The 14,351-nt window shown below is 42.3% G+C and carries 15 protein-coding genes; 5 read left to right on the forward strand and 10 right to left on the reverse strand.

Annotation, left to right across the window (positions count from 1 at the left end):
- Positions 1 to 30 precede the first annotated feature (30 nt).
- Positions 31 to 384 carry a holo-ACP synthase gene (acpS, locus tag AC25Y6_RS09035; RefSeq protein ID WP_488142753.1) on the reverse strand — a complete coding sequence of 118 codons (354 nt, stop codon included), beginning with the start codon at positions 382 to 384 and terminating at the stop codon, positions 31 to 33.
- 66 nt (positions 385 to 450) lie between these two features.
- Between acpS and AC25Y6_RS09040 the strand changes: the two genes are divergently transcribed.
- Positions 451 to 1,068: a rhomboid family intramembrane serine protease gene (locus AC25Y6_RS09040; protein ID WP_482106465.1), complete on the forward strand. Its 618-nt coding sequence runs from the start codon at positions 451 to 453 to the stop codon at positions 1,066 to 1,068.
- Positions 1,069 to 1,077: 9 nt separating this feature from the next.
- Here AC25Y6_RS09040 and AC25Y6_RS09045 read toward each other — a convergent pair whose 3' ends face one another.
- The 8 genes from AC25Y6_RS09045 to AC25Y6_RS09080 all read right to left on the reverse strand — a co-directional run bounded on the left by AC25Y6_RS09045 (position 1,078) and on the right by AC25Y6_RS09080 (position 9,120).
- A complete protein-coding gene (locus tag AC25Y6_RS09045) occupies positions 1,078 to 2,562 on the reverse strand; it encodes a PH domain-containing protein (protein ID WP_488142754.1) in 1,485 nt (494 codons plus the stop codon).
- Positions 2,555 to 3,034: a PH domain-containing protein gene (locus tag AC25Y6_RS09050; RefSeq protein WP_482101431.1), complete on the reverse strand. Its 480-nt coding sequence runs from the start codon at positions 3,032 to 3,034 to the stop codon at positions 2,555 to 2,557. Before AC25Y6_RS09050 ends, AC25Y6_RS09045 begins: the two co-directional genes overlap by 8 nt.
- A gap of 141 nt (positions 3,035 to 3,175) precedes the next feature.
- Positions 3,176 to 4,696 (reverse strand): degradosome RNA helicase CshA, encoded by a 1,521-nt coding sequence (cshA, locus tag AC25Y6_RS09055; protein WP_488142755.1) that lies wholly within the window; start codon positions 4,694 to 4,696, stop codon positions 3,176 to 3,178.
- Positions 4,697 to 5,229: 533 nt separating this feature from the next.
- A complete protein-coding gene (locus AC25Y6_RS09060) occupies positions 5,230 to 5,937 on the reverse strand; it encodes an alpha/beta hydrolase (RefSeq protein WP_488139851.1) in 708 nt (235 codons plus the stop codon).
- Positions 5,934 to 7,307: a UDP-N-acetylmuramoyl-tripeptide--D-alanyl-D-alanine ligase gene (locus tag AC25Y6_RS09065; RefSeq protein ID WP_488142756.1), complete on the reverse strand. Its 1,374-nt coding sequence runs from the start codon at positions 7,305 to 7,307 to the stop codon at positions 5,934 to 5,936. The genes AC25Y6_RS09060 and AC25Y6_RS09065 overlap by 4 nt, the downstream gene beginning before the upstream one ends.
- A 12-nt stretch (positions 7,308 to 7,319) precedes the next feature.
- Positions 7,320 to 8,390, reverse strand: coding sequence for a D-alanine--D-alanine ligase (locus tag AC25Y6_RS09070; RefSeq protein ID WP_482101435.1), 1,071 nt, complete (start codon positions 8,388 to 8,390; stop codon positions 7,320 to 7,322).
- Positions 8,391 to 8,473: 83 nt separating this feature from the next.
- A complete protein-coding gene (locus AC25Y6_RS09075; protein ID WP_482101436.1) occupies positions 8,474 to 8,788 on the reverse strand; it encodes a DMT family transporter in 315 nt (104 codons plus the stop codon).
- Positions 8,788 to 9,120 carry a DMT family transporter gene (locus AC25Y6_RS09080; RefSeq protein WP_488142757.1) on the reverse strand — a complete coding sequence of 111 codons (333 nt, stop codon included), beginning with the start codon at positions 9,118 to 9,120 and terminating at the stop codon, positions 8,788 to 8,790. The genes AC25Y6_RS09075 and AC25Y6_RS09080 overlap by 1 nt, the downstream gene beginning before the upstream one ends.
- A gap of 322 nt (positions 9,121 to 9,442) precedes the next feature.
- Between AC25Y6_RS09080 and AC25Y6_RS09085 the strand changes: the two genes are divergently transcribed.
- Positions 9,443 to 10,639 carry an FtsW/RodA/SpoVE family cell cycle protein gene (locus AC25Y6_RS09085; protein ID WP_482101762.1) on the forward strand — a complete coding sequence of 399 codons (1,197 nt, stop codon included), beginning with the start codon at positions 9,443 to 9,445 and terminating at the stop codon, positions 10,637 to 10,639.
- Positions 10,640 to 10,699: 60 nt separating this feature from the next.
- Here AC25Y6_RS09085 and AC25Y6_RS09090 read toward each other — a convergent pair whose 3' ends face one another.
- Positions 10,700 to 10,840, reverse strand: coding sequence for an Lmo0850 family protein (locus tag AC25Y6_RS09090; protein WP_482101763.1), 141 nt, complete (start codon positions 10,838 to 10,840; stop codon positions 10,700 to 10,702).
- Between the two features lie 247 nt (positions 10,841 to 11,087).
- Between AC25Y6_RS09090 and AC25Y6_RS09095 the strand changes: the two genes are divergently transcribed.
- The 3 genes from AC25Y6_RS09095 (at position 11,088) to AC25Y6_RS09105 (ending at position 14,128) form a co-directional block, all read left to right on the forward strand.
- Positions 11,088 to 11,423: a metal-sensitive transcriptional regulator gene (locus AC25Y6_RS09095; protein WP_482101438.1), complete on the forward strand. Its 336-nt coding sequence runs from the start codon at positions 11,088 to 11,090 to the stop codon at positions 11,421 to 11,423.
- A gap of 13 nt (positions 11,424 to 11,436) precedes the next feature.
- Positions 11,437 to 11,646, forward strand: coding sequence for a copper chaperone CopZ (gene copZ / locus AC25Y6_RS09100; protein ID WP_482101439.1), 210 nt, complete (start codon positions 11,437 to 11,439; stop codon positions 11,644 to 11,646).
- Positions 11,647 to 11,725: 79 nt separating this feature from the next.
- A complete protein-coding gene (locus AC25Y6_RS09105; protein ID WP_488142758.1) occupies positions 11,726 to 14,128 on the forward strand; it encodes a heavy metal translocating P-type ATPase in 2,403 nt (800 codons plus the stop codon).
- Positions 14,129 to 14,351 lie beyond the last annotated feature (223 nt).

Genomic DNA, 14,351 nt, shown 5'->3' on the forward strand with positions numbered 1-14,351 from the left:
GTAGGTCATCTTATGAGGAAGGACGAACAATTATGCAAGAAGGATTACTTGAGCTGCAGCAACAGTTCGTGTGTGAGTGATGGATATTAAGCCATTTACTGCGATTCCTTTAAAAAATAAATTCGGTTTCCCACTTTGTTCAGGCAATATACTAATGTCCGTGAAATTGCACTGCGTACCAATTCCTGTCCCCTTCGCTTTAGCAAATGCTTCTTTTCCTGCAAATCGTCCCGCTAAGAATTCCGTCCTGCGGTGGCTTGTGTGTTTTTCGTAAATGACTAACTCTTCCTTCGTTAAAATGCGCATACGGAACTTCGATGATCTATTATCTAACACGGAAATTCTTTCCAACTCAACAATATCAAGCCCAATTCCTTCAATCAATCGAACTCCTCCTTTCCAACCTGACAAGAAAATATGTATAATGAAATTATAGACTGAGGTGAATAGATGTTTAGCCGTACAGAAAGCTTTTCGCAATATATCCGCCTATATCCGGTGGTGACGTTTTTCCTTGCTGTCAATATCCTAATTTACGTAGTGACAATTCTACCATTCATCGGGGATCCTGTTTTTGAAGCGGGCGTGGGCGTCAACTACCTTATCTCCGACGGGGAATGGTGGAGACTTGTTACTCCGATGTTCCTTCACGGTGGTATTATGCACTTGCTGTTCAATATGTTCTCTCTCTTCATCTTCGGACCCGAACTTGAGAAGATCGCAGGCAAAGCACGTTTCTTAACAATTTATCTGCTCTCGGGCATGTTCGCAAACATAGCAACATTTTTCCTGCAGCCCCCCGAATATGCAAGCGTAGGAGCCAGTGGAGCGATTTTCGGGATTCTAGGAGCGTTTGGTGCACTTGTTTATTACACAAAGCGCATCCTTCCACAATTAAGACAGATCATCCTGCCGATTATCGTAGTCAGTATAGTAATGACTTTCATCCAATCCAACATTAACACAACTGCACATATAGCAGGCTTAGCAGTCGGTTTTTTAATTGGCCTTAGTTACTTCCACCCAAAACGTATTGGTAGTTGGAATAAGAGAAAGAGAACAAGATAAGAGAGCAGATTACTTCTGCTCTCTTTTCTCATACCATAACAGGATTTTCTCCGCTTCAGACTCATCCATATGATGCACTTGTGCACTAAAAATACTCATACCAGATTTTACGTTTGCAACTAAAGTTGCCACTCCCTTGCGCTTATGAAAGTAGTTTTGTTTCATTTCCATTGATTGAATTCTTTTTCTCACCAAGTAAGCGGTTTGTAAACTGAAGTTCCTAAATCGCATTGTTAGCTGATTATCCGTTATTTCAAAAGCAGCTGAACGGTGCTGCCATAATCCAAAGAGAATAATAACTGGAACGATGAGAAGTGATAGTAGGCCATACGGATAGAAAAAGTATATAACTGTCCCAATCGTAGGAATCATCCAAATGAAATCAATCCGATAGAAAAACCGTTTTCCACGCGCTGGCAATTTCTTCTTCGGCTCTTCTAGTACAAGGTCCGGGAAGATTTCTTTTAAAGGCCCATAGATATCCGTTTTTTTCACAAGAGGAAACAAATTGATTTTTGCCCCTTCTGCTCCTCCTCCACCCGCACTATCTATAGCAACCGATGCATAACCAAATATTTGGCGAAACGGATTTTCAATGATACGTACACTTTGAACTCTTTTTAGTGGCACAGTCATACGTTTCTTCTCAAGAAGGCCCCTCGTAATTATTATGTCCTCCGATTCAAGCGTTACGGCAAAACCGAAATACGCCAGGAATGTCATAGCGACAGATATCCCCCAAACTAAAACAAAACCTAGTAGCACTGCTATCCCAACAATGAGCAGACCGAATTTGATGAAGCCTGAAATCTCTTCAAACATCCAGTCATAAGGAATCATTTCTCCAAACTGCGATAAAAACACGCCTACACCTGAAAATATGATTCCTATCCCGCCAGATGTTGTCGCGAGAATAAGCAGATCTTTTGGTTTCATCACAAAAACTGATTTTGACTGTGATTGTTCCACCGCTTCTACATCCACCAAATCCCCTTCACCTAAGGATGAGATTGTTTTCCTACCTGCTTTCGCTTTTGCAATTTCAGCTTCAATGCGATTTGCCGCTTCCTTTGTAACAGCAGTAAGTTCAACTTCCGCCGTTTTAGGAGAAGAGCTGCCCGCCGTTTCCACTTTCACTTTAACTAGCTTGAAAGGTCGATGCAGAATGCCTTCGTTGTAATCAAGGCTTTGAATACGATCGAAAGGTATGTATCGTTTCTTTTTTACAAATAGACCATATTCAATACGAAGCTCATTGTCTTCAAACCAATATTCGAAACGCTTCCACTTAATAATGCCCGCGACGAAAAATGAGATCATAAGTACACCAAAGATAATGAAAGATAAATAATCTAGATACCACTTTCCCGAACCAACATTATTCAATCCATTTGCGAAAACAATGATAATAATAGGTAGAATTGCTTCTTTCGCTGTTTTTAACACTTCTATAATAGCTGTTATCCAATGCAATTTATAACGTGTTTCAGACATCGTCTTCCGCCACCCTCGCAAGCACGGATATTCTGCTACGTAGCTCATCCGCTTCTTCCATGACAAGAGCTGGAATGGTGTGATTTGTAGCAGCTGTTGAAATCGTAATTTCCGCTAAGTTATATTTCCGAAGGATTGGACCTTGCGCTGTGTCTACATGTTGCACGCGGACCATTGGAATCAATGTCCGTTTAACGATGAAGATACCACGTTGCAACTCGATTTCCGATTCCCGCACTTCATAACGCCAACGCATCCATCGCACTTTCGGAAATAAGTAGATAAATAAATAAGCAAATAGAACAATCACAATGGCTGCAATTGCATAAATCCACCATGGCCCTTCAAATATGTAAGCCAATACCCCTGCGCCAATACCCAATAGCAATAGAATTCCCGTTTGCATAATGCCATATAATCTCCATACCTTCAATCCTTTTTCCGAAATTCGGTTCACTGGTTGTGCCCTCACATCAAACACCTCTTTCCTTCTACTTATTCTATACGATTGGAAACCTTAAATGTTTCATTTCATTGAGTAATTCAATAATTGAGCAATAAAAAAACCGAGTATGCGCTAATTGCGCTACCCGGTTTTTGTAACAGTTACGTATTAACGATCTGATTTCGTGTTGCGTGAACGACTGCTGTCTCTTCTAGCTCCGTCACGACTTCCACTAGGTGCGTTACCGCCACTTCCACCGCTACGACGAGCTCCGCCGCCACCGTATCCACGACCGCCACCACTAGTTGAACGACCACCGCTCCGATTTCCTTTGTAGCCGCCGCCACCGCCACGAGAATTCCCGCGTGAAGGTAATGGACGCTCTTCAGAAATTGATACAGGTGTATCATTCGGTTCGCGTGTTAATGAACGAAGTGCTGCTGCAACTAGATCTTTAGCTTCGAATTTCTCAAGTAAATCAGCCGCAAGATGCGTATAATCACTCAATTCGTTTTTAGTAACAATTTCAGTAAGTTGTTCCACAGCCACACGTTGCTGACCAAGAATTGCTTCGTCAGAAGATGGTGGATTCAATGGAGTCATTTGTTTTTTAGTTGTTTCTTCTACAATTCGAAGGTAACCCATTTCACGTGGTGTTACAAATGTAATTGCCACTCCACTTTTACCTGCGCGTCCTGTACGACCGATACGGTGAACATAGCTTTCAGGATCTTGTGGAATATCGAAGTTATAAACGTGTGTTACGCCTGAAATATCAAGTCCACGCGCCGCAACGTCAGTTGCAACTAGAATATCAACTTTACCTTCTTTGAATTGCTTAAGGACTGACATCCGTTTTGCTTGAGTCAAGTCGCCATGAATTCCTTCAGCAATGTATCCACGGATACTAAGTGCTTGTGATAGTTCGTCAACGCGACGTTTTGTACGACCAAAGATGATTGCAAGTTCAGGTTGTTGAACGTTAAGCAAACGAGATAGAATATCGAATTTTTCACGTTCCTGTGATTTCACGAAGAACTGTTCGATATTTTCAACTGTCATTTCTTTAGACTTGATTTTAACCATTTCCGGGTTTTTCATGAACGTTTCTGCAATTTTGCGGATTGGTCCAGGCATAGTAGCCGAGAATAAAAGTGTTTGACGCTCAGATGGCACGCTAGCAAGAATCGTGTTGATATCTTCGATGAAGCCCATGTTCAACATTTCGTCCGCTTCGTCAAGTACAAGTGTTTGTACACCGTCAAGTTTCAAAGTTTTACGTTTAATATGGTCAAGAATACGTCCTGGCGTACCAACAATGATTTGTGGATTATTACGCAATGCGCGGATTTGACGTCCGATTTCTTGTCCACCGTAAACGGAAAGAATTCGTACACGTTTGTCAGCACCAATTCTTGCGATCTCTTCAGAAACCTGAATAGCTAATTCGCGAGTTGGAGCAATTACAAGTGCTTGTACTGCTGAGTTTTTAGTATCTACTTTTTCAATGATCGGAATACCGAATGCAGCTGTTTTACCAGTACCAGTTTGTGCTTGACCGATAACGTCGCGGCCTTCCATACCAAAACGGACAGTACCTTCTTGGATTGGAGTCGCTTCTTCAAACCCCATTTTAGATAGTGCGCGTTGTGTTGATTCACTGATGTTTAATTCTGAAAAATTAGTCAAACTTATCAATCTCCTTTGTTTTTTCATTTGACAATTGGTTACATTTGCAAATGAAGGCACGGCAAATTCGAGCCTGTTAAAAGGGAACGTTTCCGATATTTTGCATTCTCTAATGTATAAGTAGAGGTTATGGTTGAAAAGGAAAGCCCGGTCTTTGCCGAGCGGTTCGATCAACGGACAAATCATCCGATTTATATGAGCAAACCGTTAAATTCAAAAAAAAGTACTCTTCACTTACTGAAGAGTGCTACGTAAATGTATCCAATGTTCATCACATTGTACCACGGGTAAGCGTCATTCGCAATCAAAGTGCTTAATATAGTAATAATCAGTTTCCTCCGAGCCCCTAGGCGCTGAAGCCAGACACGAAAAGCGTAAGCGGCCGTTTTAAGGAACACAGCCTAAGTTCCCCACTTTCTGTGGCAATAAAGAGGGATGAAATTCAATACCTCCCCGCTGGAAGACTTGAAGTGAATGCCACTTCTTGCCATTCATTCCCAAACCGAAGCGCACCAAGTATCTGGCCGCCAAAACTAGCCATCATCACGCATAAACCGAAGCACTTCATTGAACCAATTGTCACAGTCATCGCTGTAACAGATATGATGCTTCCCGAGAGGTGATTTTATGTATTCCTTTTTTTTGGAGCCCAGTTTTTTTAGCAAATGCTCGGCAGTTCCAGCGGGAACAATCCCGTCTCTGCCACCTTGAACGATACAAACAGGTATTTTTATCAAATGGTAATAGGGCTTAACAATTTTCACCACTCGCAAAAATTCGAATGTCGCCCGCAGTGGCGTATGTGCCAATTTATAATCATAAATATGATAAAACGTATTCGGCGGAAATCTTTTTGTAATCGGTTTCGCTAACATGATTCCCAAATCTTTTATTAAGATACGCGGACTTATATACTTTGCAGCCGCACTTAACAAGACAAGTTTGTCAATTTTATAGCGAAGTGCCAAATACATGGCGATAAGTCCACCCATAGAAAAGCCGACCACAATCACACGGTCGACTTCTTTTTGCAGCTTTTTAAATGCTATTTCTGCTTCCATCAACCAGGAATCAGCAGATGAATTTCTGAGATTCAGCATAATTCCGTGGCCTGGAAGTGTCGGCACAGACATTTCCCAGTCCGTTTTCCTTTTTAGAAAACGTACAAACGGCCGAACTTCAAAAGGACCGCCTGTGAATCCATGAATGAATAACACACCTGTCTTTAATTTCTGATTCATTTGCTATTCAGCCCTTTAAGAATATGCTCTAGAGCCATTCCTCTTGAACCTTTTAATAACACGATTGAATTTTCACCTGTCTGTTTCTCGAGTATATCTACGAGTGGAACATAATCCTTTTCTGACCATACTAGAAGTGTTTCGCTATCTCGTTTTTTCAAGACGTCGTACAACCACTCCATCCGTGGACCATAGAGCAGGATACCCTCTAAATCCATAGCCATCATTTCATCGGCAAGATTCTCATGATATTCCCTTTCATTGTCACCAAGTTCCAACATGTCGGCTAGTACAACCCACTTTTCTTTCCGTAATCCTGTTTCTTTCATGAATGCCAAGGCCGCGCGCATAGAAGACGGCGCTGCATTATAAGCATCATTGATGAACAGTGCACCACTTTCCATCAGCACTGGTTGCATACGCATATCTGTCAAAGTCGCTTGAATTAAAGCAGCACGGATATCATTGACACTGATAGCCATTGCATCGGCGATTAGAATTGCTGCAAGTGCATTTTTCACTTGATGGGCGCCATAAACAGGAATAGTGAATTCCCCTTCGAGTAAGCCCGTTACTGTGAAACGGCTTCCCGTATCTCCTGATTCAATGTTTTCAAGCGCCAACGCTGCGTTCTTGCCATAACCAAATGATACGCTCTCTACAACAGTCTGTAGTTCAACTAGTTCTCTCAGAAGCGGTTCATCTCCATCGTAAAAGAACTTTCCACCTTCTTGTAAGCCGTCAATAATTTCAAATTTCGCTTTGGCGATTCCTGCACGCGAACCAAGATCCTGCATATGCGCTTCCCCGATATTCGTAATTACAGCAAAGTGTGGTTTTGCAAGTTTCGATAAAAAGGATATTTCCCCAAACCCGCTCATGCCCATTTCAAGAACCGCGATTTCCGTATCTACTTCAAGCGATAATATCGTCAGTGGTAATCCAAGTTCATTATTATAGTTACCTTCTGTTTTTCGAACGTTGAAATAAGGCGCTAGAACACTTGCAATTAAGTCCTTTGTTGACGTTTTCCCGTTTGAGCCTGTAATACCAATAACTTTACATTGAAGCATCCCACGGTAGATACGTGCCATTTCCTGGAGTGCTCTCTCTGGATCATCGACAAAAATTAGTGCTATGTCTTCTGGTGGATTCGGCTCGTCTTTCATCCATAACGCCGCTACTGCACCTTGTTTAATTGCCTGTTGTACATAGTTGTGGCCATTCACATGTTCTCCGCGGAAAGGGATAAATAGATCTCCCTTGCTAGCAGTCCGTGAATCGATGGACACACCACTCACTACCTTGTCGCCCATATTTTGTCCTGACTCTTGTATCCATTCAGCGATTTCGGTTAACATCCGTTTCACTTCTAATCACACTCAATCCATCGTATATTGTAATTTTTGTTTTTCAGTGTGCCTTTCAAGCGCAAGTTCAATAAGCTTATCGATTAATTCCGGATATGTGACACCTGTTTTCTGCCACAAAAGCGGGAACATACTCGTCGGCGTGAAACCTGGCATCGTATTGACTTCATTGATCAATACTTCGTTGTCTGCCGTGACAAAGAAGTCAGCGCGTACAAGCCCCGAACAGTCGAGCACTTTAAATGCACGAATCGCCATGTCTTCCATTGTCTTTATTACGTCCTCGGTTACTTCTGCAGGTATGGCAAGTGTTGTATTACCATCTGTATATTTCGCTTCATAATCGTAAAATGCAGCGACAGGTTTGATTTCTCCGGATACCGAACATTGCGGTTCATCGTTACCCATGACACTCATTTCAATTTCACGTGCTGTTGCAGCTTGTTCAACGATAACTTTACGATCAAATTTCAAAGCAAGGTCCACCGCTGTTATTAAACTCTCCCGATCCGTTGCCATGCTGATACCGACACTAGAACCCAGATTTGCAGGTTTTACAAACATTGGCCAGCCGAGCTCCGCTTCCATTCTATCTACTAGTTGTTGTTGTTCTTTCACCCATCCAGTACGGATAAAATGCACATAAGCCACTTGCTTCAATCCCGCTTGTGCGAATAATTGTTTCATAACAACTTTATCCATTCCTGCGGACGATGCAAGGACACCGTTACCTACGTAAGGAACGTTCATCACTTCAAAAAGCCCTTGAACCGTTCCATCTTCACCGTTCGTTCCATGAAGAAGTGGGAAGATGACATCTGGCGCACCCGTTCCACCGTTAAGGAAGTCATGGATACTATCCGGTTTACTGCCGTCATCCCCTTTTAGCCGTAGCTCTTCAATCGACCCTACAGGACTTTCCAGTGATTCACCTTTTCTCCATTCGCCGTCGTACGTAATATAAATCGGTACCACTTCGTACTTTCCAAAATCAACTGCCTGCGTCACTGCACGGGCAGTTGACAAAGACACCTCGTGTTCAGCCGACTTCCCTCCATAAACCAAACCTAACTTCTTCTTCATGGTTTCCCCTCGCATTCTAGTAGTTTTCGTTATTTTAGTTTACCACGAACGGCTCCCTGTCATAATTAATATATGTAAGTTATTCAGCTAAACGACTTAAGTCCTGCAACACCTATGATGATAAAGGACAAAAATAGGAACTTTAATGCGCTTCGCTTTTCCCGAAAGAAAACCATGCCCATCAATACACTCCCCGCCGCACCAATACCTGCCCAAACTGCGTACCCTGTTCCAACCGGCAATTCTTTCAAGGCAACTGATAATAAAAAGAAACTGACGGCAGCTGATAAAACTGTAAGGATACTATACTTCTTATTGCGAAATCCTTCCGATAATTTCATCGTAATCACGAACGCAACTTCGAAGAGTCCCGCTATAATGAGGATGAACCAAGACATTATTGCGTCTCCTCCTGACCATCTGCCAATTTGAGACCAACGATACCAACAAGCAGAAGCACTAGAAAAAATAATTTTCCGACGCCTGCTCCTTCATTAAATACAATAATCCCTACGATTGCTGTTCCGATTGCCCCTATTCCTGTGAAAATAGCATATGCAGTTCCAATCGGAATTGTTTCCAACGCTTTTGCAAAGAGAAAAAAGCTAACTACTATGAAGATTAGTGTAACTACCGAAGGCAAAAGGACGGTGAACCCACGTGCCTCTTTTAAACCAATCGCCCAAACAACTTCGGTCATACCCGCAATCAGTAAATAAATCCACGCCATATTTATGATCCCTTTCTATGCGAAGGGCTGAATAACCCTTAAATTTCCCACAAGTCTAACATGCATGCCTTAACTGGGGCAACTTCGCGGACACAAATGCGTCCAATATGAGGATATGCATCTGTACTCATATTACGTTATACTAAAGGTGCTATTATTTTATAGAAGTTTAGGTGAATAGATTTAACATTATTAAACAGTCCAATAAACTCTTTTTAATGAGGATTGAATGACTATCATACTAACCTGCCTCTATTTTCGTTTTATTTTTCTTCAAGAATGCAACTCCATTTTAGTGAAACCAAGGTGACTATAGATGAAAATGAACAACAAACCCGCAGATCGTTTTGACTGGACTCTCGCATTTATCCTTTTGCTATTTTTCCTCGTCAGCCTATTCGCGATAGCTTCAGCACAAACAACAGGCCAATATAAGGACATGAACTCTATGCCCATTAGCTTCGTAGCTTCACAAATTCAATGGTACGTTATCGGTTGTATCATTATTGCAATCACTATGTTTTTGGAACCAGACCAATATAAAAAAGCTGCCTGGATTATTTATGGGGGCGGTGTATTTTTATTAGCTATGCTCTTTATCCTTCCTGATGGCATGAAATTGGTCGAACCAAGGAATGGAGCCAAAAGTTGGTTCCACATTCCTGGAGTCGGGAGTATTCAGCCCGCTGAGTTCATGAAAACATTCTTCATCATTGGGATGGCACACATGATTACAAAACATCATGAAAAATTTATGAACAAGACTTTAAAAACTGATTTTTATTTACTAGGTAAAATAATTGCCGTATTAATCTTACCTTTGCTTTTCATCATGATGCAGACTGATCTTGGAACAGGACTTGTCTTTATCGCAATAACAGCAGTGTTCGTCATCGTTTCCGGCATTTCATGGCGAATTATTTTACCTGTTTTTGCAGGGACTGCAACAATAGGTGCAACATTGCTTTGGATGGCTCTTTACGCTCAGGACTTCCTTCAAAACAAACTAGGTTTTTCCTCTTACCAGTTTGAACGAATTTATTCTTGGATCGATCCCTATTCGTATTCATCTAATGAAGGACGGCATTTAATTACGTCACTCAATGCAATTGGCTCAGGTGAAATTTTTGGGAAAGGCTATAAAGGTCGTGAAGTATATGTCGCGGAAAGCCATACCGATTTCATCTTTACAACGATTAGTGAAGATTGGGGATTTGTTGGTGCGAGTCTCGTCATTTGTCTGTATTTCTTCTTGATTTATCATTTGACTAAAATTACGCTTGAATTAAAAGATCCCTTCAGTACCTATATATGTGCAGGTATCATTGCGATGATTACTTTCCACGTCTTTGAAAATATTGGAATGACGATACAACTTCTTCCGATTACAGGCATTCCACTTCCCTTTATCAGTTACGGTGGTAGTTCACTTATGGGTAATATGCTCGCAATTGGATTGGTATTCAGTATGAAGTTCCACCACAGGACGTATATGTTTAGTTCAGACGACGATGAATAAGAAAAACTCCACTGAAATTCCGGTGGAGTTTTTCTTATAAAACGGATACTATCATTTCCATTATTGCGACTGAACTTGCGGGCCTTGTGCAGGTGGCGCGAGGGCCTTCAGCATTTCCAGACGAGATTTCGTCATCGTTGCCGAAACACCCAACTTCGCCAAGTTGGAGATAATTGATTTCAAATCAACTTCTTTAGCCATCTTTTCCACCCCGACCTTTCTATTAGTAATAGACGAAAACGCATGAAGAAAGTTTCTTTTCATCGTTACAAGTTGTTCTATTTCGCTCATACTACAATCATACCACCATTGTCCACTTTTTAATCTTTCATTTCTGTTACAGTGTGGATTTTTTGTAAATAATTCATACAGAAAATAAAAAGGGGTTTTTATTGACATACCCCCTAAGGGTACATTATGCTTAAATTAACAATAAGGGGGCGATAAAATGACAATAGACGTAATTCTGGATGAATTCTCAGAAGAGTCCGCGATACAATCTTGCAGGAAAAGCCACCATCCTGAAAGTGTGAAAACAAATATGGTTCATCGACTGAATCGGATCGAGGGACAAATTAGAGGCATTAAAGGCATGATTGAAAAAGATGTGTACTGCGATGACATCATTACACAACTATCCGCAACCCAGTCTGCTCTTAATAGCGTGGCTAAAGTACTGCTCGATGGTCATCTAAAAGGCTGTGTTAAAGACCGGCTCACTGAAGGCGACGATGAAGTTCTTGATGAATTGTTAGTTACAATGATGAAATTAATAAAAAAATGAGGAGGCATTAATTATGACGACAACAACATTAAACGTTACAGGAATGACTTGCGGCCATTGCGTAAAAGCGGTAGAAGATAGCGTTAGCAAACTTTCCGGTGTAGAAAAAGTGAAAGTGAATCTCGAATCAGGCAGTGTCGAAATTGCTTTCCAAGACGACATGGTCAATGTAAAAGAAATTACCAACACGATAGAGGACCAAGGTTACGACGTCGAGCAATAAGAAAACAAACTGCGGCCTACCGCAGTTCTTTTATAACTGAATTATACCCCCCGAGGGTAAGTGAGGAGGTTTTATTCTAATGACTGAAAAGAAAACCGACATCGCAATTACAGGGATGACCTGTGTCGCCTGCTCCAACCGGGTAGAAAAAGGATTGCAACGGCTGGATGGTGTAACCTATGCCACCGTTAACTTCGCGACAGAAAAAGCAGCCGTGTCTTTCGATGACGATATAGTCGACATGCATTCCATTCAAGAAAAAATTAGTTCACTCGGTTATGACGTCGTTAAAGAAGAGGTCGATTTCCAAATTTCCGGAATGACGTGTGCCGCTTGTTCCACTCGAATTGAAAAAGGATTGGCGCGCATGGATGGTGTTTTCTCAGCAAACGTCAATCTCGCACTTGAAACTGGGAAAGTAAAATACGACCCATCCTATTTAAATTCTGAAGACATTATTAACAAAATAAAGAACATGGGTTACAGTGCAGAACGAAAAGGCGACATTCCGGAAGGTCAAGAAGATCACCGTCATGTGGAAATTCGTGAGAAGACACGATTATTTTACATCGCGGCTGCACTCTCCTTCCCCCTTCTATGGACAATGTTCTCTCACTTTACCTTTACGTCTTGGATGTATGTACCCGCATTTTTAATGAACCCTTATGTACAATGGGCGCTTGCGACACCAGTACAGTTTTGGATTGGCTGGACCTTTTACAGGGGTGCATACTTCTCACTGCGCAATAAAAGTGCCAATATGGATGTGCTTGTTGCACTTGGAACGTCCGCAGCATACTTCTATTCAGTCTATCTGGTTCTGAGCGGTTTCCCACATGGCCTTTATTTTGAAACAAGTGCTGTGTTAATAACATTAATTCTTCTCGGAAAAGTATTCGAAGCTCGCGCGAAGGGGCATTCGTCTGATGCGATTAAGAAATTAATGGGCTTACAACCGACGATGGCAATTGTGGAACGTGAAGGTGTAACTGAAGAAATACCCATTTCCGCAGTCAATGTAGGTGATATTCTTGTCATCCGTCCAGGTGCTTCAATCCCGGTCGATGCAGTAGTCATTTCCGGTTTGTCAGCCGTGGATGAATCAATGCTTACGGGTGAAAGTTTACCTGTCGATAAAATAGAGGGCGACACAACCTATGCTGCCACCGTAAATGCGAATGGCGTTTTGCGTGTTCGCGCGAAAAGTATTGGCAAAGATACGGTCCTTTCAAACATCATTCGTGTTGTAGAGGAAGCACAAGGTTCTAAAGCGCCTATTCAGCGGCTAGCCGATCAGATTTCAGGTGTGTTCGTACCTGTTGTCGTCGGAATTGCCGTCTTAACGTTTCTCGTCTGGTATTTCGCAGTCGCTCCAGGTAACTTTGCACAAGCTCTTGTCAGCATGATTGCTGTTCTCGTTATTGCTTGTCCATGTGCACTTGGACTCGCAACACCGACGTCGATTATGGCTGGCTCGGGTCGCGCCGCGGAACAAGGGGTTTTATTCAAAACGGCAGAAGCAATGGAAAACACGAAAACGATTGTCACCATCGTTTTGGATAAAACCGGTACAATTACAAAAGGTGCTCCTGAAGTGACTGATTTCATTGTTGCAGATGAAATGGATCGAAATCGTCTCATTGCAATTGCAGCAGCAGCAGAAAGTGATTCCGAACACCCAGTTGCAAAAGCTATTACAGTTTTCGGATTGAATTTAGGTAGTTCGTTGCCAGCAGTAGAACACTTCGAGGCAATTCCGGGACACGGGATTAAGAGCGTTATAGGCGGTTCTACAGTTTTCATGGGAACACGGAAATTGCTCGCTGACAATGAAATCTCTCTGGACACTACTATTTCAGATGCAGAAAAACTTGAAAACGATGGCAAAACCGTCATGTATATGGCAGTCTCTGGTGCCCACGTGGCGACACTTGCAGTTGCAGACACGTTGAAAGAAACCTCGAAGGAAGCAGTCGCAGAACTTCATGCGCTCGGACTCGACGTCATTATGCTGACAGGAGACCAAGAACGCACTGCACAAGCCATCGCGAAGATAGCAGGTATCAATCACGTCGTTGCCGGTGTTCTTCCTGAACGCAAGGCGCAGGTCATCGCCGAATTACAGGCAAAAGGAAAGCGAGTCGCAATGGTCGGGGATGGCATTAACGATGCACCTGCACTGGCTGTCGCAGATATTGGAATGGCAATGGGAACTGGAACGGCAGTTGCGATGGAAGCCGCGGACGTTACGCTGATGCACGGCGATTTATTGCGCGTCGCTGATACAATCAGAATGAGCCGGTTAACCGTACGCAACATTAAACAGAACTTATTTTGGGCCCTCGCCTATAACTCAGTCGGGATTCCCATTGCAGCGGCTGGGCTTCTGGCTCCATGGGTTGCAGGCGCTGCAATGGCATTTAGCTCGGTTTCAGTTGTGCTGAATGCACTCCGTTTACAGCGAGTTAAATTAAGGGATTAAATTATTTGTTGGACGCCGTGGATTTTTCTCAACGGTGTCCTTTTTGTATTTGCATCGTTGGACAGTTCTATATGTTCATTGGACACCTTGATACTATTGTTGGAAACTCACCATTTGAAATCATCTTCAATCAACATGTTTTGTATTACAACAACTGAAATAGACTTATCCATTGTACGTTTAGGGCATGACGGGTAAAATGAAAGTAGTGATTTGAGAGAAA

Source organism: Sporosarcina sp. Y1004 (assembly GCF_057669665.1).

Bases quoted from the DNA above. Each gene is read 5' to 3' on its own strand.
- AC25Y6_RS09090 (WP_482101763.1), bottom strand. From the start codon at position 10,840: ATGGCTAAAGAAGTTGATTTGAAATCAATTATCTCCAACTTGGCGAAG.
- AC25Y6_RS09075 (WP_482101436.1), bottom strand. From the start codon at position 8,788: ATGTCTTGGTTCATCCTCATTATAGCGGGACTCTTCGAAGTTGCGTTC.
- AC25Y6_RS09045 (WP_488142754.1), bottom strand. From the start codon at position 2,562: ATGTCTGAAACACGTTATAAATTGCATTGGATAACAGCTATTATAGAA.
- AC25Y6_RS09095 (WP_482101438.1), top strand. From the start codon at position 11,088: ATGACAATAGACGTAATTCTGGATGAATTCTCAGAAGAGTCCGCGATA.
- AC25Y6_RS09070 (WP_482101435.1), bottom strand. From the start codon at position 8,390: ATGAAGAAGAAGTTAGGTTTGGTTTATGGAGGGAAGTCGGCTGAACAC.
- AC25Y6_RS09060 (WP_488139851.1), bottom strand. From the start codon at position 5,937: ATGAATCAGAAATTAAAGACAGGTGTGTTATTCATTCATGGATTCACA.
- AC25Y6_RS09105 (WP_488142758.1), top strand. From the start codon at position 11,726: ATGACTGAAAAGAAAACCGACATCGCAATTACAGGGATGACCTGTGTC.
- AC25Y6_RS09040 (WP_482106465.1), top strand. From the start codon at position 451: ATGTTTAGCCGTACAGAAAGCTTTTCGCAATATATCCGCCTATATCCG.
- AC25Y6_RS09080 (WP_488142757.1), bottom strand. From the start codon at position 9,120: ATGGCGTGGATTTATTTACTGATTGCGGGTATGACCGAAGTTGTTTGG.
- AC25Y6_RS09085 (WP_482101762.1), top strand. From the start codon at position 9,443: ATGAACAACAAACCCGCAGATCGTTTTGACTGGACTCTCGCATTTATC.
- copZ (WP_482101439.1), top strand. From the start codon at position 11,437: ATGACGACAACAACATTAAACGTTACAGGAATGACTTGCGGCCATTGC.